Origin of the sequence: Enterococcus sp. DIV0712, from assembly GCF_050554855.1 — a bacterium.
Lineage (GTDB): Bacteria > Bacillota > Bacilli > Lactobacillales > Enterococcaceae > Enterococcus > Enterococcus faecalis.
The window spans coordinates 1,069,295-1,091,198 of sequence record NZ_CP187333.1; the positions used below are offsets into that span (position 1 = coordinate 1,069,295).

Below are 21,904 nucleotides of genomic sequence, written 5' to 3' on the forward strand. Positions count from 1 at the left end.
GAGTTTTCAGCGTGTCTTTTTTTGTGGAAAGGGTGAGGAAAATGGAAGATGAACCGATCGTCAATTCAAGTCAACAACAGATAAATGAGGTGAAAGAAAATGGAAAAGAAAATGCGTCACTTGGGCCATGACTATAGTTACAAAAAGTTTGCCCATTCAGAAGTAGAAAAAGTTTTACAACGTTTCGGCTCAACTTGGGATGGCATTAAACACCAAGATATTGAAGAATTACAAGAACGTTATGGCCGCAACAAAATTATGAATGAAAAAAAAGCTTCACGGCTGCGACTTTTTATAAAATCGTATATCACGCCGTTTACTTTGGTGTTACTAGCACTAGCCACGATTTCATTTTTTACAGAATATGTCTATGCTGCGCCAGAGGAAAAAGATGTTACTGGCGTGTTAATTATGTTAGCGATGGTCATCTTAAGCGGCACGATGAGTTTTGTCCAATCAGTCAAATCAAGCAATGCAGTTGAAAAATTACAAAATATGATTAAAGTTACAGCGACAGTCATTCGTGACAAGAAGCAAATGGAAATTCCTATCGAGGAAGTTGTGTGTGGCGACTTAGTCCAACTATCCGCTGGCGATATGATTCCAGCCGATTTACGTTTAATCCAATCTAAGGACTTATTTGTTTCCCAATCATCCTTGACTGGAGAGAGTTTTCCCATTGAAAAACACGCGACTCATCAAAAAGATAGTGATCAAATTGATACAGAATACGACAATCTTTTGTTTTTAGGAACAAATGTCATTAGTGGCACTGGTTTGGGCATTGTCATTAAAGTTGGTAATCAAACTTTATTCGGACGGATGGCTTCTGATAACGGAGAAGAGCAGCAGCAGACGAGTTTTGAAACAGGAATTAATAAAACAACGTGGGTGCTGATTCGCTTTATGTTGGTTATTACGCCAACTGTTTTTCTAATTAATGGGTTAACAAAAGGCGATTGGGTGGAAGCGTTAATGTTTGCGATTGCCACAGCTGTCGGCTTGACACCAGAAATGTTACCTATGATTGTAACAACCAATTTAGTCAAAGGTTCTCGAGAAATGGCTAAAGAAGGCACGATTATGAAAAATGTCAATGCCATTCAAAATTTTGGCGGGATGGATGTACTTTGTACGGATAAAACAGGTACCTTAACACAAGATAAAGTAATTTTAGAATACCACTATAATATTGGGTGCCAAGAAGATCAAAAAGTCTTGGATTTAGCATTTCTAAACAGTTATTTTCAAACAGGTTTGCGTAATTTAATGGATAACGCCGTTATTCAAGCGGCGACACAAGAAAGTGATATACAATCAGATGATTTTTATAAAGTAGATGAAATTCCTTTCGATTTCAATCGACGTCGAATGAGTGTGATTATCAAAGAGTTTAAAACGCGAGAAACACGCTTAATTACCAAAGGTGCGGTTGAAGAAATGCTCTTGGTCTGCACACAGGTACTTTTAGATGGCGAAATTGTGCCCTTAACAGAGACGCTGCGTCAAAAAATTACCAAAGACGTTGAAGCTTTAAATCGAGATGGTTTGCGCGTTCTAGCAATTGCCGATAAAAAAGTCGAAACGGCTGAATGGGAGTATACAACTAAAGATGAATCAGAGTTGATTTTACAAGGTTATCTTGCCTTCTTGGATCCGCCAAAAGAAACAGCAGCGGCAGCTATTCACGCCTTGCATCAACATAATGTAGCTGTGAAAGTATTAACGGGGGACAATCAGTATGTGACACATTCTGTTTGTAAAGAAGTTGGTCTGGCTGGCGAAAAAATTATTACAGGAAATGAACTTCAACAATTAAACCAAGAAGAATTAAGAAAAACCGTTCAAGCGTATAATATTTTCGCCAAAATTACGCCTGACCAAAAAGTTCGTATTGTAAATGCGTTAACTGAAAATGGTCAAACTGTTGGCTTTTTAGGTGATGGAATAAATGATGCTGGAGCAATGCGTGCTGCTGATGTAGGAATCTCTGTTGATACAGCTGTCGATGTGGCGAAAGAATCGGCGGATGTAATTTTATTGAGAAAAGATTTAATGGTTTTGGAAAAAGGAATTTTATCTGGACGGCGCGTGTTTACGAACACGATGAAGTACGTCAAATTAACAGCAAGTTCTAATTTTGGCAATGTTTTTTCCGTGATCCCAGCAAGTATCTTTTTACCATTTTTACCGATTGCTCCGATTCAATCGCTATTATTAAATCTAATTTACGATACTTCGTGTATGTCAGTTCCTTGGGACAAAGTAGATGAAGAATACGTAGAAAAACCAAAAAAATGGGAACCAAAATCAATTGGTAATTTTATGCGTTGGTTTGGTCCAACGAGTTCTATTTTTGATATTGTTACCTATTTATTTATGTATTTCATTGTGTGTCCGGCTATCCTAGGTGGCTCATTCTTTGAATTAAATGGAGCAGATCAATTGCTCTTTATCGGTATTTTCCATGCAGGGTGGTTCATTGAGTCCTTATGGTCCCAAATGCTCGTCTTGCATTTCCTACGAACAGAAAAAATGCCTTTCCTTCAAAGTAGTGCTTCTGGAATTATGACGTTAGTCACTACAGCAGGGATTGTTCTCGGAACTGTTTTACCCTTTACCGCTTTCGGTGCAGAACTAGGATTTGTCGGTTTATCACCAAGCTATTTCTTGTATTTAATCCCGACAATTGTTGCTTATTTAGCACTGGTTGCGTTCATTAAAGTTTTATACGTCAAACGTTACGGTCAATTACTGTAACTGATTTGTACTATTATATATAGAAAAATTTTTTTACTTTTCTTTCAAGGTTGAGGAGGTGTCGGTTTTTATGACAGCTCCTCGTTGTTGTTTTAAGTGGCTGCGCGAATTTTTTTATGGATTTATTTGTCATTTACAGTTAGTATGGCTAGTAGAGACTTTCCAAAAAGAACGAGCTTTTTTGTAATAAGGAGATAAAACGAGCTAATGACCAAAACAAACCAACTTTCAACTTCAACGCCGATGTTCGATCGGTCGGCCTATATTCATATTCCATTTTGTGAGCATATTTGTTATTATTGCGATTTTAACAAGGTCTTTTTAGAAGGACAACCAGTTGATGAATATATTCAGAGTTTATTAAAAGAAATTCAACTTACGCAAGCATTGTATCCAGAACAAGAAATGAAAACCATCTATATTGGCGGAGGCACGCCAACTTCATTATCAGCGAAACAGTTAGATGTGCTACTAAAAGGGGTTCGCGAACAGCTAACGTTTGATGACCGAAATGAATTTACGGTGGAAGCAAACCCTGGTGATTTAACCCAAGAAAAATTACAAGTCATGAAAAACTATGGCGTCAATCGTCTTTCGATGGGCGTTCAGACATTTGATGATCGCTTGCTCAAAAAAATCGGCCGCAAGCACACCGCCGAAGATGTTTATGAAACAATGAAATTTTTAGAGAAAGAAAATTTTACCAATGTCAGTATTGACTTAATCTATGCTTTACCTGGACAAACATTGGAAAGTTTTCGCGATACTTTGACAAGAGCCTTAGCATTGGACTTGCCACACTATTCGCTTTATTCATTAATTCTTGAAAATAAAACAATGTTCATGAACTGGGTTCGTCAAGGACGGTTACAGCTGCCTGAAGAAGAAATCGAAGCACAAATGTTTGACGAAACGATTGAAGCAATGGAGAAAAAAGGACGTCATCAATATGAAGTCAGTAATTTTGCTTTAACAGGAAAAGAAAGCCAGCATAATCTGGCTTATTGGAATAATGACCACTACTATGGATTTGGCGCAGGTGCCAGCGGCTATCTTGGGCAAACTCGTTACAAAAATCACGGTCCAATCCAACATTATTTGAAACCCTTGCGAGAAAATCAATTGCCAATTGTGGAGACTGAAGAATTAACTCGTCTAAATCAAATAGAAGAAGAGCTATTTTTAGGCTTACGTAAAAAAGTAGGCATTTCTAAACAAAAATTCCAACAAAAATTTCAGGAACCAATTGAAGCAATTTATGGAGAGGTCATTCAACGCTTAATCAAAGAAGAATTATTAATTGAAGAAGCAGATATCTTACGTTTAACGAAAAAAGGACTATTTGTAGGGAATAATGTTTTTGAAGCATTTTTGTTAAGTGAAAAAGAGTAAAAAAATAAAAAAATCATCGAAGTGTGACAAAGCATTTCGATGATTTTTTTATTACAAAAGTTGGTATTGATGGTTTTTGAAGGTGGTTTGCAGCGATTAGCACTCTTGTGTGAAGAGTGCTAAAAAGTTGCGTATTTCCCTTGACAAAAAGGTAAGGACTTGTTATATTAGTATATGTAGTTAGCACTTAGATGTTAAGAGTGCTAATGAAGGGTGGTAATAACGATGATTACAGAAAGACAACAAAATATCTTGAGACTTATCATCCAAAATTACACGAACACGGGCTTACCTGTCGGTTCTAAGAAATTGATGGAGGATGGCATTGCCTCTAGTTCTGCAACAATTCGTAATGATATGAAAGCATTAGAGGAATACGGCTTATTAGCTAAGACCCATTCTTCTTCAGGGCGAATCCCCTCAATGGCTGGTTATCGTTACTACGTGGATCATCTTTTACAACCAACACAAGTAGAAGAGAACGAACTTAGAAGAATCCGTCAATCTTTTGGAAAAGAATTTCATGAGATTAATGATATTATTCGACAATCAGCTGAAATTCTATCAGAATTGACAAGTTATACTGCTTTTTCATTAGGACCTGAAGTGAAAGAACGGAAATTAACCGGCTTTCGAATGGTTCCTTTGAATGATCGGCAAGTCCTTGCTATTATAGTGACAGATAAAGGCAATGTTGAAAACCAAGTATTTGCCATTCCTGCCGCTGTTTCTAGCCAAGATCTTGAAAAAATGACACAAATCATCAATGATAAGTTGGTTGGACAACCTTTGTTGACCGTTTATCATCGTTTGCGGACGGAGATTCCGATGATTTTACATCGCTATTTCCAAACGCCAGAAGGAATGATGAACTTATTCGATGAGATGTTAGGACATGCCTTTGAAGAAAAAGTCTTTGTCGGTGGTCGCATGAATTTGTTAGATTTTGGCATCAAACAAGATATTGAACAATTGAAATCTGTCTATTCCTTTATGCAAAATTCTGATGAGCTGACGCATTTATTAAATGGTTCTGCAACAACAGAAAATCCAATTGTTTTTCGTATCGGCTCAGAAATTGGCAACAATCTCTTAGAAGATATGAGCATGATCACTGCTACGTATGAAGTATCAGGACATGGCAAAGGAACAATTGCCCTGCTAGGACCAACCAGTATGCCGTATTCAAAAATATTCGGTTTGGTAGACACGTTTCGACATGAGCTAGCTTCACAACTAGGTGACTATTACCGTTTTTTAGGTAATTAAGCAAACCTTGTTAGGATAAGAAGTAGATGCATAAAGAGAAAGGAAGTTGCTGAAGTGAGTAAAAAAGAAGAGAAGCAAGAAGAATTACAAGAAGAAATGGAAGCTGTTGATGCTGCTGGCGTTTCTGAAGTAGAAGTTGAAGCAACAGAGATTGAAAATCTTAAAGCAGAGCTTTCCGAAATGGAAGACAAGTTCTTGCGGGCAAGAGCCGAAATTGCTAATATGAGCAATCGAAATAAAAACGAACGAGAATTATTAGTTCGTTACCGCTCACAAGATTTAGGTAAAAAGATTTTACCATCCATTGATAATTTAGAACGAGCAATGGCTATTGAAGTATCAGATGAACAAGGCGAAAGCTTGAAAAAAGGTATTTCGATGGTGCTAGAAAGTATTACTGTGGCTTTAAAAGAAGAAGGAATTGAAGAAATCCCAGCAATGGGTGAAACCTTTGATCCAAATTTACATCAAGCCGTTCAAACAGTCCCTGCTTCTGAAGAAACCCCAGCAGATACCATTGTTGAAGTTCTACAAAAAGGGTACAAATTACAAGATCGTGTGTTACGACCATCAATGGTCATTGTTGCACAATAACAAACGTTAATTAAAAATATATTATTATAGAAAACTAATACAGATTGGAGATATTCACTATGAGTAAAATTATTGGTATTGACTTAGGAACAACAAACTCAGCTGTCGCAGTGCTAGAAGGCGGCGAAGCGAAAATTATTGCAAACCCAGAAGGTAACCGCACAACTCCTTCGGTCGTTTCATTCAAAAACGGTGAAATTCAAGTGGGCGAAGTAGCAAAACGTCAAGCTGTTACAAATCCTAACACGATTTCATCTATTAAACGTCACATGGGTGAAGCTGGCTACAAAGTTGATGTTGAAGGAAAATCATATACACCACAAGAAGTTTCTGCAATGATCTTACAATATTTAAAAGGTTTTGCTGAAGACTATTTAGGTGAAAAAGTTGAAAAAGCAGTTATTACAGTTCCTGCATATTTCAACGATGCGCAACGTCAAGCAACAAAAGATGCTGGTAAAATTGCTGGTTTAGAAGTAGAACGGATCGTTAACGAACCAACAGCAGCAGCTTTAGCTTATGGCTTAGATAAAACAGACAAAGATGAAAAAATTCTTGTCTTTGACCTTGGTGGTGGTACATTCGACGTGTCAATCCTTGAATTAGGCGATGGCGTTTTCGATGTATTATCAACAGCCGGTGATAACAACCTAGGTGGGGATGACTTTGATAATAAGATCATTGACTACATGGTTGCAGAATTTAAAAAAGAAAATGGCATTGACTTAGCTAACGATAAAATGGCATTACAACGTTTGAAAGATGCTGCTGAAAAAGCGAAAAAAGACTTATCAGGTGTAACAAGCACACAAATCAGCTTGCCATTTATTACTGCTGGCGAAGCAGGACCATTGCACTTAGAAATGAACTTAACTCGTGCAAAATTTGATGAATTAACAAGTGATTTAGTTGAACGTACAAAAGTACCAGTACGTCAAGCCTTAAAAGATGCTGGATTAAATCCTTCTGAAATCGACGAAGTTATCCTAGTTGGTGGTTCAACACGTATTCCAGCTGTAGTTGAAGCTGTTCGCAAAGAAACAAACAAAGAACCAAACAAATCAGTTAACCCTGACGAAGTAGTAGCAATGGGTGCTGCAATCCAAGGTGGTGTAATCACTGGTGATGTTAAAGACGTTGTCTTATTAGACGTAACACCGTTGTCATTAGGGATTGAAACAATGGGTGGCGTATTTACAAAATTAATTGATCGTAACACTACGATTCCAACAAGTAAATCACAAGTCTTCTCAACTGCTGCTGACAATCAACCAGCTGTTGATATTCACGTTTTACAAGGTGAACGTCCAATGGCCGCTGATAATAAAACATTAGGTCGTTTCCAATTAACAGATATTCCTGCGGCTCCTCGTGGTGTGCCACAAATTGAAGTAAGCTTTGACATTGATAAAAACGGGATTGTAAATGTTCGTGCGAAAGACTTAGGCACTCAAAAAGAACAAACAATCACGATTAAATCTTCTTCAGGTTTATCTGATGATGAAATCGAACGTATGGTGAAAGATGCTGAAGCAAACGCTGAAGCAGATAAACAACGTAAAGAAGAAGTTGACTTACGTAACGATGCAGATGCTTTATTATTCACTGTTGATAAAACATTGAAAGAATTAGAAGGCAAAGTAGACGCTGAAGAAGTGAAAAAAGCAGAAGATGCGCGTGATGAATTAAAAGCAGCCATCGAAGCAAACGATATCGAACAAATGAAAGCAAAACGTGATTCATTGAATGAAATCGTCCAAAACTTAACAGTAAAACTTTACGAACAAGCTGCGCAACAACAAGCACAAGAAAATCCTGAAGCTGCCCAAGGTGGCGCTGATGATGTTGTCGATGCTGATTTTGAAGAAGTAAATGGTGATGACAAATAATCAATAACAATTGATTTTAGGGACTGGATCATTAGTACAATGACTAATGTCCCAGTCCCTTGTCTTTTGTGAGAAAATCAACCACAATCAAGTTAGCAAGAAACTATTTAGGTTTTGAAAGAACTGTGGTATGATTACAACGATGTTAAACAAGCTGAAAATACCTATTCACAGCTAGTAACACTGATTCAAGGTGTGACAGATAATCCAACCAGAGAGACCGAAAGCAATCGATGAATTTGGCTGGTTCTAAACACATTGTAAAGTTTGAAGAAAGTTGGAGGGAAGTCAATGGCGACGAAACGAGATTATTATGAAGTGCTAGGATTAGCAAAAGGTGCTTCAGATGATGAAATTAAAAAAGCATACCGCAAACTTTCCAAAAAGTACCATCCAGATATTAACAAAGAAGCCGATGCGGAAGAAAAATTTAAAGAAGTTTCTGAAGCGTATGAAGTATTAAGTGATCCACAGAAAAAAGCGGCCTATGACCAATATGGCCATGCAGGAACTGATCCTAATTACGGTGGCGGCGCTGGTGGCTTTGGCGGTTTCGGTGGCGGCGGATTTAGCAGTAGTGGTTTTGGTGGATTCGAAGATATTTTCGATTCATTCTTTGGTGGCGGCGGTGGCCGTTCTGTTGATCCAAATGCACCAAGACAAGGCGCCGATTTACAATATACAATTCAATTGAAATTTGAAGAAGCTATTTTCGGTGTCGAAAAAGAGATTAAGTACAATCGAGAAGATACTTGTGCAACCTGTGGCGGTAATGGCGCCAAACCAGGCACACACCCAGAAACTTGTCATAAATGTCATGGCTCTGGAACAATCAATGTTGAACGTCAAACGCCATTAGGTCGTATGATGAGTCGTCAAACTTGTGATGTGTGTCATGGCACAGGGAAAGAAATTAAAGAACCATGTCCAACTTGTCATGGCACAGGTCATGAGAAAAAAGCACATACTGTCAAAGTAAATGTGCCTGCTGGAGTAGAAGACGGCCAACAAATGCGCTTAGCTAACCAAGGAGAAGCGGGTACCAATGGTGGACCATATGGTGATTTATATGTAGTCTTTCGTGTTGAAGATAGTGATATTTTCGATCGAGATGGCGCAGAAATCTACTATGATTTACCAGTAAGTTTTGTCCAAGCGGCTCTAGGGGACGAAGTAACTGTCCCAACTGTTCATGGTGACGTGAAATTAAAAATTCCGGCTGGAACACAAACTGGCACAAACTTCCGCTTAAGAGGCAAAGGTGCGCCACGTTTACGTGGTGGGGGCAATGGTGATCAACACGTGAAAGTGAAATTAATAACACCAAAAAATCTTAATGAAGAACAAAAGGATGCCCTACGAGCTTTTGCAAAAGCTGGCGGACAAAATGTAACTGAACAACAAGAAGAAGGCTTCTTTGATAAAATGAAAGATGCGTTTGGCGGTAAGAAGAAAAAATAAACCAAACGAGTCAGAGACAAAAGCAGTTAGCTCCAAGTGTTCATCACTCTCGAAGGCTAAATTGCAACGAGTAATTGTAGGTGCTGCTTTTGTTCAACTGATTATTTTAAGATTTAGAGAGTGGGACATAAGTCGTTTTGACTTATGTCCTATTTTCGTTTTTTATTTCCAAACATTTTACGAGAATATTTTAAAATTTAGCGTATACTTAATATAAGCAAGTTAGGAGGGCTTATTTATGAAACCATATGTTTATGTAATCAGTGATATTCATGGACAAGCAGATTTGTTTGATGCCTTACTCACAGACTATGATCCAGTCGAGCATCAGCTAGTTTTAATTGGTGATTTAAACGACCGTGGTCCACATTCTAAAGCCTGTTTTCTCAAAGGAAAAGAACTTGTCGAGCAACACGGCGCTGTTTATTTACGAGGCAATCATGAAGAATATTTTTTGCAGTTTCTTCAAAATCCAGAGGACTGGTTTGTAGGATATGTTCGCAATGGTGGCAAGGAAACAATTGAAAGTCTCTTGCATCCAGGAGCTACTGCAGAATACTCACCAACAGAAATGGCCTTAATGATCCGTAGTCGCTATCCAGAGTTAATTGATTTTTTAACAAAACGACCACTTTATTTTGAATGGGAGCATTACTTATTTGTGCATGCTGGGGTTGATTTAACGATGGAAGATTGGCGGCAAACAGCACCTAAGGATTTTTTGTGGATTCGCGAACCCTTTCATCAAGGGAAAAATAATACAGGCAAGACCATTGTTTTTGGTCATACCATTACTCCGATGTTACATGGTGATATGCAGACCACGGACCTTTGGCAAAGTGATGGAAAAATTGGGATAGATGGTGGTGCTATTTTTGGTGGCTCTGTGCATGGTGTGATTTTTAATGAAAAAGGCATTGTCCAAGATATCGAATATCAAAAACGCACCCCTGCGTGGCAACCAGAATTTTGATTCCTTAATCGTATGAATCAGTTACCTCACTTCTATATTTAGAAGCAAAAATATGCTAAAATAGATAAGTATGCATAAGAAAAGAGGTATCTAGTTAATGGCAGAAGCTTATAACGAAGAAGTAGTAGCGCTACTTCAAAAAGAATTGACAACGTATCGTTCAAAACAAATAACAACGGTTTTAACTTTATTAAATGAAGGAAATACAGTTCCTTTTATTGCCCGTTACCGGAAAGAAATGACTGGAAGTTTAGATGAAGTCCAAATCCGTGAAATAGAAGAACGTTATCATTATTTACAAAACTTGAAAAAGCGGAAAGAAGAAGTTCTCCGTTTAATTGAAGAGCAAGGAAAACTAACAAAAGAACTCAAAACAGATATTCAAAAAGCAGTAAAAATGCAACAAGTGGAAGATTTATATCGACCATATAAACAAAAACGTCGGACCAAAGCGACTATCGCGAAAGAAAAAGGGTTGGAACCATTAGCAGATTGGTTGCTCTCTTTACCTGAAAACGCGGATATCTTAGCTAAAGCGGCTACTTTTATTAATGAAGAAAAAGAAGTTGCAACCGCCGAGATAGCCTTGCAAGGTGCTCATGAAATTTTAGCAGAACGTATTAGCGATGAACCAAAATACCGAACATGGTTACGTGATTATATGGTTAAACATGCGCAATACGTTAGCGTAGTTAAGGACGAAGAAAAAGACGAAAAGCGGACCTATGAAATGTATTACGATTTTGCAGAACCAGTTAGCAAAATGGTGCCGCACCGTGTCTTAGCAACGAATCGTGGTGAAAAAGAAGACATTTTAAAGGTTTCCCTTGTCGCTGATGAAACAAAAATTAATGATTATTTCCAACGTCAACTAATCGGCAAACAAGCAACAAGTTTTGCTGCTCCATACATTGAGGCTGCTTATTTAGATAGCTATAAACGATTTATTGGACCAGCGATTGAACGGGAGATCCGCAATGAATTAACAGAAAAAGCTGATGAACAAGCGATTGCAATTTTCGGTGAAAATTTACGTAATTTATTATTACAGTCACCACTTAAAGGAAAAGTTGTTCTAGGATTTGACCCGGCTTATCGGACAGGTTGTAAATTAGCAGTTGTCGATGAAACGGGTAAAGTTTTAGCAATTCAAGTGATTTATCCACATAAACCAGCGACTGCTGCGAAACGTGAAGCCGCTGGTCCAGCCTTTAAAAAGATCATTGAAGACTATCAAGTGGACATGGTAGCTATTGGAAACGGAACGGCAAGTCGTGAATCTGAATTGTTTGTGGCAGAGCAATTAAAAGCGGTGAAACGGGACGTCTTTTACGTGATTGTTAATGAAGCAGGGGCTTCCGTTTACTCTGCGAGTGAAGTGGCTCGTAAAGAGTTTCCTGATTTACAAGTCGAAGAACGAAGTGCGGTCAGCATTGCACGTCGTTTGCAAGATCCGTTGGCAGAATTAGTAAAAATTGATCCCAAAGCAGTCGGGGTCGGTCAATATCAGCATGACGTATCGCAAAAACGTCTTGCCGAGCAATTGGATTTTGTTGTGGAAACTGCAGTAAACCAAGTTGGTGTCGATGTGAATACAGCGAGCGCTCAACTTTTACAACATATTTCTGGCTTAAATAAAACAACGGCGCAAAACTTAGTCACTTATCGTGATGAAAATGGTGTCTTTACAGCACGAAATCAAGTCAAAAAAGTACCTCGTTTAGGACCAAAAGCATTTGAACAAGCAATTGGCTTTTTACGAATTCCTAATGGCAAAAATGTGTTAGATAACACTGGCATTCACCCAGAAAGTTATCCAGTAGCACAAGCAATTTTAGAAAAAGCAGAGATTGCTTCTAAAGAGTTAGGGACAGCAGAAGCTATCGAAAAATTGAAACAGTTACCAGTGAATCAATTAGCTACTGAGTTAGAAGTAGGTTCAGAAACACTCACAGATATTATTGCTAGTTTAATCCAACCAGGTCGTGATATGCGCGATGAGATGTCAGCGCCACTTTTACGTAAAGACGTGTTGACGATGGAAGATTTGAAACCAGGAATGGAAATGCAAGGGACTGTTCGAAATGTAATTGACTTTGGTGCGTTTGTCGATATTGGTGTGAAGCAAGATGGCTTAGTCCACATTTCTAAGTTAAGTACTAAATTTGTTAAGCACCCAACGGATGTTGTTGCGGTGGGGGATGTAGTCACAGTTTGGGTAGAAGATGTTGACTTGAAAAAGGGGCGTATTAGTTTAACCATGTTGCCTCGGGCTGATAGAAAAGAGTAACAATGAAAGAGTCTCAACCAGTCTTGATGACAGATCAAGCGCTTCAAACGCTAGTGGAAAAAATTTCAATCGTATTTTTTCAGAAACCTTTTCTGCATCAAGCTACATTTAATCGGCGGTTAAAAACTACGGGCGGTCGCTATCATTTAGCTTCGCATCACCTGGATTTTAATCCAACTGTCTTTTTAAAGTATGGACAAGAGGAACTGGAAAAAGTCATTAAGCATGAGTTATGTCACTATCATTTACATTTAGCTGGCAAAGGCTATCAGCATAAAGATAAGGACTTTAAAGAGTTATTGGCTAAGACTGGCGGTGCCCGTTACGCACCGCCTCTAGTAGAACGGAAAAAAGCAGTTTTCCATCAGTACCAATGTCAGTCTTGTGGAGAAGTCATCCTCAGAAAACGACGAATTGATACGACACGATATGTCTGCGGAAAATGTCATGGGCGTTTGTCCTGGCAAGCGAAAAAAGAACAAATCTAACAATTCTGGTCTTTGTTATCTTGACAAAGACCAGTAATTATTTTAGGATAAATAAGTGCTCTTAAAATGCAGATGTGTTGGAATTGGCAGACAAGCATGATTGAGGGTCATGTGGACAGATGTCCGTGTGGGTTCGAGTCCCATCATCTGCATCGACTAGTATAACAAGAGGTCGGGACAGAAGTGTTTAACTCCGAGAAATAAGAAGGAATTTCCGAAAATTGTTCTTTAATTTTTGGAGAATTTCGGCTTATTTCCGAAGAAGGTGCTTCTGTTCCCACCGTTTATCAGTTTTTGAGCGTGGAGCAAAAATCCAAAGTGATTTTTGTCCCACGCTCTTGTTTATTACGGAAAAACCATCAATTTTTTATTAAATTCTGATATTTATTATTGCTTTTTCATTATAGTTGGCGTAACTTTAGAGTATAAATTTGTGAAGCGAGGGAGTCCGTGTGAGAAATTTTAAAAAATCTGATAAATTAAATAACGTAAGTTACGATGTCCGTGGTCCTGTTTTAGAAGAAGCAGAACGCATGCAAGAAGAGGGCATACGTATTTTGAAATTAAATACAGGGAATCCAGCGCCATTTGGTTTTGATGCCCCAAATGAAATTGTGCGCGACATGATTGTAAATGTTCGCGATTCAGAAGGTTATTCCGATTCAAAAGGTATTTTTTCTGCAAGAAAAGCGATTGAACAATATTGCCAATTAAAAAAATTTCCTAATGTAACGATTAATGATATTTACACTGGTAATGGCGTGAGTGAACTAATTACCATGTGTATGCAAGGCTTGTTAAATAACGGCGATGAAGTACTTGTGCCAATGCCAGACTATCCTTTATGGACTGCTTCTGTTTCTTTGGCGGGCGGTACACCCGTTCATTATATTTGTGATGAGCAAGCAGAATGGTATCCAGACATTGATGATATAAAATCAAAAATAACCTCGAATACAAAAGCAATCGTTATTATCAATCCCAACAATCCGACTGGTGCTTTATATCCAAAAGAATTATTGCTAGAAATTGTCGAAGTGGCACGTCAAAATGATTTAATTATTTACTCTGATGAAATTTATGATCGTTTGGTCATGGACGGTTTGGTTCATGTACCGATTGCTACATTAGCACCTGATTTATTTGTCGTAACATTGAATGGTTTGTCAAAATCACATCGAGTGGCAGGCTTTCGATGCGGTTGGATGGTGTTGAGTGGAGATAAATCACGAGTAAAAGGGTATATCGAAGGGCTAAATATGCTTGCTTCCATGCGGTTATGTTCGAATGTGTTGTCACAACAAATCATTCAAACCGCATTAGGCGGCTATCAAAGTGTCGATGATTTACTTTTACCAGGTGGCAGAATTTACGAACAACGAGAATTTATTTACAATGCGATAAATGATATTCCTGGTTTATCAGCCGTGAAGCCTAAAGCAGCTTTCTATATTTTCCCGAAAATTGATACGGCCAAATTCGACATTTATGATGATGAAAAATTTGTTTTAGATTTCTTACACAAACATCATATTTTATTAGTCCATGGTGGTGGGTTCAACTGGCAACAACCAGATCACTTCCGTATTGTTTATTTACCGAAGATGGAAGACTTAAAAACTACAGCAGATAAAATGCGTGAATTTTTAAGTACCTACAAACAAAAATAAAAGAACTACCAAAAAATAGCCTCTAACGAAGCTATTTTTTGGTAGTTCTTGTTTTATCAACAATACTATTCTGCGGTTTCACATGCTTTTTTACTAATAATCATTCGGTTGGTATATTTTTCTTCCATATCAGGACTAGGATTTGCTACTACGATGAGATAAGAATTTTCATACTCCTTCTCCACAAAGCCTGAATAATTTGTTTTTTCCCAAATGAAGTGAACCTTTTTCTCTTCGGCCATACAATAACACTCCTTTTTAATAAAAATGAACCTATTTATTTTCTAAGAAAACCTTAGATAATGTTCTTGCAGTATATTATGCAATAAAGTACAATAAAAGCATAATGCGAATTCGCATATTTTGACAAAATCCCCATTTTGCAAGGAAAATGGCCGATATAAATAGGAGCTATTGTGATGAATTCTTTAGGTGCAGTTATTAAAGAAATTAGAAAAAATAGAAAATTGACACAGAAAATGTTATCAGAAGACATCTGTTCGCAAAGTGTTTTAAGTCGCATTGAAAACAATGAAGAGTTGCCAAACGTTCTCGTGATGCAACAACTTTGTGATCGTTTAGGTGTGACTGTTGACCAGATTATGCGTTATAAATCTGGTGATGTGCACGTTGTTACGTATTCATTTGAAAAAATGGCTGAATATTTTCGCCATAAAAAATATCAATTATTATTAAATTATTTAAAGGAAAATCGTATTGAAGAACAATTGTATTTAGATACGGACTGGCAAAAATATTATTATTATTTAGGTAGTTGTGAATTGTTTGTTCTAAATGATTATGAAAAAGCTATTGCTAGCTTGCGTAAAGGGTTATCTTTCACCTATAAAGCTGATAAGTTAAATGTTTCTGATTTAGAGATTCAATTAATTAGTTGTCTAGGTGCTACTTATGGTTACATGGGCAATCGAGTAGAAGCAGAACGATTTTTAAGTTTGAGTATTCATTATTTTAATCAATTGCCAAATGAACGCAGTAATGCAGAATTAACGAAAATATTTTTTAATTATGCTGATTTCTTATTCAAAAATTATACAGAAAAAGATGCCGAAATTTATGTGGATCAAGGAATTACTTGGGCCCGCAAAAAAAATAGTTATTATTATTTAAGTGAATTATTAAATCTAAAATATTTAGTTTTAATGAGAAAGAATAAACATGAAGAAGCAGAACGTTATCTGAACTTAGCACAACAAATGAAAAATGTGGAAAGTGGCAATCTTTAAAAAATCCTCAGAATTGCTTAAAAGGTCTACACCATTTCTTGACTTTTGTACTGATTAAGAGTACTTTTGAAGTAAGTAAAATAAAGAAAGAAGGATGAAGATGAAAACATTTATCTTTGCAGACAAGTTCTTTTTAAAAAGCGATGTTAAAGGACCTGGTTATTTAGAAATCACGGATGGTATCTTTGGTAATTATACAAAAGATGAACCGCAAGGGGACGTAAAAATTATTCGTGAGGAAGGCAAATGGATTGCCCCAGGTTTAGTCGATACTCATATTCATGGTTACATGAATCATGACGTAATGGATAACGATGCAGAAGGCATTAAAGTGATGTCTGAAGGCTTATTATCTTGTGGTGTAACTTCATTTTTACCAACAACATTAACTTCAAGTAAAGAACGTTTAACAGACGTTGCACGTACGATTGGTCAAGTCTACCAAGAAGTACCTGGTGCAAAAATTCAAGGGATTTACTTTGAAGGACCTTTCTTTACTGAAGAACATAAAGGCGCACAAAATCCAAGTTATTTTGGAGATCCAGACCTTGATACATTCCACGAATGGCAAGAAGCTTCAGGCGGAATTATTAAGAAAATTGCGTTGGCACCAGAACGTAATGGTGTGAAAGAATTTGTTGAAACCGTTACAGATGAAGGTGTCGTTGTTGCTTTAGGCCATAGTAATGCGACCTTAGAAGAAGCTGATGTGGCAGTTGAAGCAGGCGCTAGCGTTTTTGTTCATGCATATAATGGGATGCGTGGCTTAAATCACCGTGAACCAGGGATGGTTGGTGCATTGTTAACGTTACAACACGTTTTCTCTGAATTAATTTGTGATGGACACCATGTACATCCGCAAGCGGCTGAAGTATTGATGGAAAAAGCGGGCCATGATCACGTTGCGTTAATTACAGACTGCATGATGGCTGGCGGTATGCCAGATGGCAACTACAATTTAGGTGAATTTCCTGTTGTGGTAGCAGAAGGAACGGCTCGTTTGGATACTGGGAACTTAGCAGGTAGTATTTTAAAACTAAAAGAAGCAATTAAAAATGTAGTTGATTGGGGTATTGCAACACCTGCACAAGCAATTATGATGGCTTCATTAGTTCCTGCGATCAGCTGTAAAATTGATGATCAATGCGGCATGATTGCAAATGGTCGTGATGCTGACTTTATCGTATTAGAACCAACAATGGAATTAGCAGCTACTTATTTAGATGGCGTTGAACGTTATCGAGCATAAGACACAAGAAAAAGCTTGCGGAAATTTATCCGCAAGCTTTTTTTATAATTCTTTTGGTAAAATCGCAGAAGTGATTTCTTTGTTCTCGTAGGCAATAAAAAAATCGATTAATTGCTTGTCAAATTGCTCAATATCCTCTTTGTAAAGGGAGCTAGGAATCACAAAAGTTTGCTCTAGGGTGCCTGCTAGATAATCGCCATCTAAACTTTGGGCGACAACTAAAAATTCTTGTTTGCGCCAATGTTCCACATCTGTTTCAGAAATGGTTTCTGGAGAGGCTAAAAATTTACAATTTTCGACAAACTGTTCATCAATTTCTTCACTGAAAGTTAATTCAGCATCCTCTTCTTGAGGTTGAGAGAGGATTGCTTGCAAAAATGTTTGTGGTTTTGCATCGGGTAATGTTTCTTTTAGCTGTTCAAAATCCAATGAAAGTTCCTCCTTATTGTTTGTTTAAAATAGTTACTGAAAAATCAATGGGTGAATTTGTTTTAAGGCTTTTGGCTTCTAAGATGATTTTTTCAGCCAACAAATCGTTTCCGTTATATACAGGTGTCACGCGATAGCGAACGGTTTCGCCGCGATCAAGAGCTGCCCGAATCTGATTTTCATATTTCGTCATATAAGGAGTGTTGACAGGATTCTGATACAAGGTGGTTAAGTTACGTGGATCATCACCACTGCCTCCCATTTGACGGCCGATTAGGTGGCCACGCGAATGATTAGCTTTTCCTGAAATGAAACCAGCTGGTCGAATATCTTTATTAGCGGAAGTTCCTGTATTGACCATTGCGGGTTTTAATAGCGCATCAGCGCCTGTCGCTCGTTTTAGACGATCTAGTGAATGATAAGTAATCCAGCCGTTTGAGCTATCCTTTAATTCCTCTGCTGAAAATGTGGCTTTACCATTATCAATGGGTCCAGGATTATCTCCTTTTGGTGCTGGTGTGCTTGAGGGGGTGGTTGTTTGTGGTTGGACATTAAATAAATCTTGTAAAGCATCAGGAACTTTAACGCCAACCGCGCCTAAAATTAAAATGATTAATGCGCCAATCAGCATGATGGTTGAATTAAATGGTGGTTTCTTCTTTCTGTTTGCCATAACGTGCTCCTCTAATTTTATACTTGCAATAGTCCAAATTTAAGTGGACCATCTTTTCTATTATACGTAAATTTGCTAAAAAATCAAAAAAGGCTTTTCTTTGAAAGACTTGTTTTCTCAGATATGTTACTATTTTAATGTAGAAGGGAAGGGATAGTGGATGGCCTATATTGAAGTCAAAAATGAATACAAGCGTTACCAAATGGGAGAGACAACTATTACTGCGAATGACGGCATTTCTTTTGAAGTGGAAAAAGGAGAAGTAGCGGTTATTTTAGGCCCCAGCGGTGCTGGAAAATCAACTGTTTTAAATATTCTTGGTGGAATGGACAGCTGTGATGAAGGGGAAATTATTATTGATGGCACAGATATCGCTCAGTTTTCAGAGAAACAATTAACCACTTATCGACGAAATGATGTCGGGTTTGTTTTCCAATTTTACAATTTAGTCCCAAATTTAACGGCAAAAGAAAATGTCGAATTGGCTTCGCAAATCGTTGCGGATGCGTTGGATTCGACCAATGTTTTACAATCGGTGGGTTTAGGGGAACGTTTAGATAATTTTCCAGCGCAACTTTCTGGTGGTGAACAACAACGAGTAACCATCGCCCGTGCGATTGCTAAAAAGCCCAAGTTACTTTTATGTGATGAACCGACAGGAGCACTGGATTATGAAACAGGGAAACAAATTTTAACTATTTTGCAAAATACTGCTCGTGAAACTGGAACGACCGTCTTAATTATTACCCACAATTCAGCCATTGCAGAAATGGCCGATCGGGTAATTCGAATTAATGATGCGAAAGTTCGCGAAATGACTGTGAATGATCAGCCTAAATTGGTTGCTGAAATTGAATGGTAGGTGCCTAAAATGAAGAAAACAGCGCTAATTAAAACAAGCTTACGTGAAATTAGACAATCTACTACACGATTTTTATCGATTATGGGGATTATTTTCCTTGGTGTAATGGTCTTTGTTGGTTTGAAAGCTACTGGACCAGATATGATTAAAACCGCGAATAATTATTACCAGAAAGAGCAGCTTCCAGATGCGCGAATAATTTCTACAATGGGACTGGAAAAGAAAGATTTAACAACACTACAGTCTTTAAAAGATGTCGAAACAGTTGTGCCGCGGTATACAATAGATGCCACGATTGGGCCGCAAAATAATGCAGTAAAATTGTTTGGCTATCGAAAAAATCAAGCAGGATCGGTTAACTATCAAGTAGTTGACGGTCGGTTACCTAAACAAACAAATGAAATTGCATTAGATACATTAGCGAAAACTAGATATGACTATAAAATGGGTGATAAAATCACTTTAAACGATGCAGCGATTAAAGAAAAAGGACTGACGCAAACCCATTTTACTGTTGTCGGATTTATCAATTCACCAGAATATATTGATAATACATCCAGGGGAACCACAACGGTCGGTTCTGGAACGTTAAACTTTTTTGGCGTGGTTTCGGAAAAAGCCTTTGACAGTCAACGGTATCCAGAATTGCTAATCTCATTTCGTTCATTAAAACATCAAAATACGTATTCCTCTGATTATGAAAAGAAAAGAGAGCAGGCCTTAAATCAGGTAAAAGAGGCACTGAAAAATCGGCCAGAAGAACAGATTGCGGCTCTGCGTGATTCGGCTCAGCCGGACATTAACCAAGGTCGGCAAGCGCTGGAAACGGGAAAACAAGCGCTTGCGCAGTTGGAGCAACAACCAGGAATTCCAGCTGAGATGCTTGAAAAGCAAAAAGACGAATTGGCTAAACAAGAACAACTGTTGGCTGAAAAAGAAACAGAGCTAGCCAATTTGAAAGCCCCAACGTATTATTATTTTACTAGGGAAGACAATCCAGGATTTTCTGAATATCAAGATAACGCTGATCGGATTTCTTCTTTAGCCACGCTGTTCCCGTTGTTCTTTTTCCTAATTGCGGCATTAGTCAGCTTAACTACCATGACACGTATGGTGGAAGAAAAAAGAATGGAAATTGGTAGTTTGAAAGCTTTAGGTTATCGTAATCGTGAAATTGCTTCGATTTTTATTACCTATGCAACGGTTGCTAGCCTAACAGGTGCATTATTAGGATTGGCAGTTGGCTATTATCTATTCCCTAAAATAATTTTTGATGCCTACGGTCAAATGTACAATATTCCTGATTTAGTTACACCGTGGTACTTAAATTACAGTTTATGGGGCATCATTGTAGCCTTAGCTTGTACTGTGGGAGCGGCCTTAGTGACATTAAGAATCGATTTATTAAGTACCCCAGCTACCTTGCTAAGACCCAAAGCGCCGAAAGCAGGCCAACGGATTTTATTAGAACGAATCCGCCCTTTATGGCAACGCATGAGCTTTATTCAAAAAGTGACCGCTAGAAATCTGTTCCGCTATAAACGACGGATGCTGATGACCGTTATCGGAATAGCTGGTTGTATGGGGCTGTTAATTGTTGGTTTTGGTTTACGCGATTCAATTGTGGATGTCGCTACAATTCAATTTAATAAAATCTGGCATTACCAAGCAGTCGTGACTTTTAAAGAGCAAACAACACCTGAAGAGACAAAAGAGTATCAAGAAACGTTGCGCAAACTGGATGGTTTGAATAAAACAATTCCGTTATATTCAGAAATCTTTAAAACGAAGGGCAAAGGCGCACCAACTCAAAATATTACTCTTTATGTGCCACAAGATCCTTCGAAAATGGCTGATTTTCAGTTATTTAATGATCGAGTCACTGGAGAAAAATATTCCCTCAACGATGACGGTGTAATCATTAATGAAAAATTAGCTAAATTATTTGGCTATAAAGTCGGAGATCAATTAAATTTAGAAAATAGTGATAATCAAACCTATCACGTGAAAATTGCCGCGATTGCAGAGAACTACACGGGTCATTTTGTCTATATGACGCCGAAACTCTACCAGACGATGACGAAACAGAAGCCGGAGTATAATACAGAATTCCTACTTTTTGACAAAAAGTTATCCTCAAAACAAGAAACCTCAATCGGAGAGGCGTTGACAAAACAGCCGAAAGTGTTGAACATTACGTTTTTAACTGCGATGAAAGGTTCGTTTGATGATATGCTGAAAAGCCTTGATATTGTCATTTGGGTACTAATTGCTGTTTCTGGTTCTTTAGCGTTAATTGTGTTATATAATTTAACCAACATTAATGTTTCTGAACGGATTCGAGAACTTTCCACGATTAAGGTTTTAGGGTTTTACGATCGTGAAGTCACCACCTATGTTTACCGTGAAAACATTATTTTAACGTTCATTGGTATTATTGTTGGCTGCTTCTTTGGGAAAATTTTGCATCAGTATATTTTAGCAACCGTTGAAGTTGATTTAATTATGTTTTCGCCAATTATTCATTGGCCAAGTTATCTGTATTCCGCAGTCATCACCATGTGTTTCACGTTGTTTGTGATGGTCATTATGCATCGAAAATTGAAGAAAATCAATATGATTGAAGCGTTAAAATCAAATGAATAGAACATTTTAAAA

General features: G+C 37.8%; 18 protein-coding genes and 1 tRNA gene. 16 read left to right on the forward strand and 3 right to left on the reverse strand.

The window, feature by feature from the left end; translation table 11 throughout:
• Positions 1-99: 99 nt before the first annotated feature.
• From mgtA to IGL42_RS05270, 12 genes are all read left to right on the forward strand, one after another.
• Positions 100-2,760, forward strand: coding sequence for a magnesium-translocating P-type ATPase (gene mgtA / locus IGL42_RS05215; RefSeq protein ID WP_002397224.1), 2,661 nt, complete (start codon positions 100-102; stop codon positions 2,758-2,760).
• Positions 2,761-3,003: 243 nt separating this feature from the next.
• A complete protein-coding gene (gene hemW / locus IGL42_RS05220) occupies positions 3,004-4,152 on the forward strand; it encodes a radical SAM family heme chaperone HemW (protein WP_002397225.1) in 1,149 nt (382 codons plus the stop codon).
• Between the two features lie 225 nt (positions 4,153-4,377).
• Positions 4,378-5,421, forward strand: a complete 1,044-nt coding sequence (gene hrcA, locus IGL42_RS05225) for a heat-inducible transcriptional repressor HrcA (protein ID WP_002357828.1) — start codon at positions 4,378-4,380, stop codon at positions 5,419-5,421.
• Between the two features lie 54 nt (positions 5,422-5,475).
• Entirely contained in the window at positions 5,476-6,015 is a 540-nt protein-coding gene (gene grpE / locus IGL42_RS05230) for a nucleotide exchange factor GrpE (RefSeq protein ID WP_002357827.1), read from the forward strand.
• A 59-nt stretch (positions 6,016-6,074) separates the two neighbouring features.
• Positions 6,075-7,904, forward strand: coding sequence for a molecular chaperone DnaK (gene dnaK, locus IGL42_RS05235; RefSeq protein WP_002357825.1), 1,830 nt, complete (start codon positions 6,075-6,077; stop codon positions 7,902-7,904).
• Between the two features lie 114 nt (positions 7,905-8,018).
• A complete protein-coding gene (locus tag IGL42_RS05240; RefSeq protein WP_002357824.1) occupies positions 8,019-8,141 on the forward strand; it encodes a hypothetical protein in 123 nt (40 codons plus the stop codon).
• 54 nt (positions 8,142-8,195) lie between these two features.
• Positions 8,196-9,365 carry a molecular chaperone DnaJ gene (dnaJ, locus tag IGL42_RS05245; protein WP_002357822.1) on the forward strand — a complete coding sequence of 390 codons (1,170 nt, stop codon included), beginning with the start codon at positions 8,196-8,198 and terminating at the stop codon, positions 9,363-9,365.
• Positions 9,366-9,603: 238 nt separating this feature from the next.
• A complete protein-coding gene (locus IGL42_RS05250) occupies positions 9,604-10,338 on the forward strand; it encodes a metallophosphoesterase family protein (protein ID WP_010710433.1) in 735 nt (244 codons plus the stop codon).
• A 97-nt stretch (positions 10,339-10,435) separates the two neighbouring features.
• Positions 10,436-12,628, forward strand: coding sequence for a Tex family protein (locus IGL42_RS05255; protein ID WP_002360465.1), 2,193 nt, complete (start codon positions 10,436-10,438; stop codon positions 12,626-12,628).
• Positions 12,629-12,654: 26 nt separating this feature from the next.
• On the forward strand, positions 12,655-13,116 hold the full coding sequence (locus IGL42_RS05260) for a SprT family protein (RefSeq protein WP_002365561.1): 462 nt from the start codon (positions 12,655-12,657) through the stop codon (positions 13,114-13,116).
• Between the two features lie 68 nt (positions 13,117-13,184).
• Positions 13,185-13,268: transfer RNA gene (locus IGL42_RS05265), tRNA-Leu, on the forward strand.
• 300 nt (positions 13,269-13,568) lie between these two features.
• A complete protein-coding gene (locus IGL42_RS05270; protein WP_002357817.1) occupies positions 13,569-14,786 on the forward strand; it encodes a pyridoxal phosphate-dependent aminotransferase in 1,218 nt (405 codons plus the stop codon).
• A 65-nt stretch (positions 14,787-14,851) separates the two neighbouring features.
• On the opposite strand, the gene IGL42_RS05275 is transcribed toward IGL42_RS05270, so the two are convergent.
• Complete coding sequence (locus IGL42_RS05275) at positions 14,852-15,028, reverse strand: hypothetical protein (RefSeq protein WP_002357816.1); 177 nt, start codon at positions 15,026-15,028, stop codon at positions 14,852-14,854.
• A 177-nt stretch (positions 15,029-15,205) separates the two neighbouring features.
• On the opposite strand from IGL42_RS05275, the gene IGL42_RS05280 reads away from it, so the two are divergent.
• A complete protein-coding gene (locus IGL42_RS05280) occupies positions 15,206-16,033 on the forward strand; it encodes a helix-turn-helix domain-containing protein (RefSeq protein WP_002381942.1) in 828 nt (275 codons plus the stop codon).
• Between the two features lie 100 nt (positions 16,034-16,133).
• Positions 16,134-17,282 (forward strand): N-acetylglucosamine-6-phosphate deacetylase, encoded by a 1,149-nt coding sequence (nagA, locus tag IGL42_RS05285; protein ID WP_002357814.1) that lies wholly within the window; start codon positions 16,134-16,136, stop codon positions 17,280-17,282.
• A 42-nt stretch (positions 17,283-17,324) separates the two neighbouring features.
• Here nagA and IGL42_RS05290 read toward each other — a convergent pair whose 3' ends face one another.
• Positions 17,325-17,711 (reverse strand): hypothetical protein, encoded by a 387-nt coding sequence (locus IGL42_RS05290; RefSeq protein ID WP_002360464.1) that lies wholly within the window; start codon positions 17,709-17,711, stop codon positions 17,325-17,327.
• A 13-nt stretch (positions 17,712-17,724) separates the two neighbouring features.
• Positions 17,725-18,384 (reverse strand): DNA/RNA non-specific endonuclease, encoded by a 660-nt coding sequence (locus tag IGL42_RS05295; RefSeq protein WP_002366585.1) that lies wholly within the window; start codon positions 18,382-18,384, stop codon positions 17,725-17,727.
• Between the two features lie 160 nt (positions 18,385-18,544).
• Here IGL42_RS05295 and IGL42_RS05300 point away from each other — a divergent pair, with 160 nt between their 5' ends.
• Together IGL42_RS05300 and IGL42_RS05305 are read left to right on the forward strand one after the other, a co-directional pair.
• The gene (locus IGL42_RS05300) at positions 18,545-19,246 is read left to right on the forward strand and encodes an ABC transporter ATP-binding protein (protein WP_002363831.1); all 702 of its coding nucleotides are present in this window, start codon (positions 18,545-18,547) and stop codon (positions 19,244-19,246) included.
• A gap of 9 nt (positions 19,247-19,255) precedes the next feature.
• A complete protein-coding gene (locus IGL42_RS05305) occupies positions 19,256-21,892 on the forward strand; it encodes an FtsX-like permease family protein (protein WP_010710431.1) in 2,637 nt (878 codons plus the stop codon).
• Positions 21,893-21,904 lie beyond the last annotated feature (12 nt).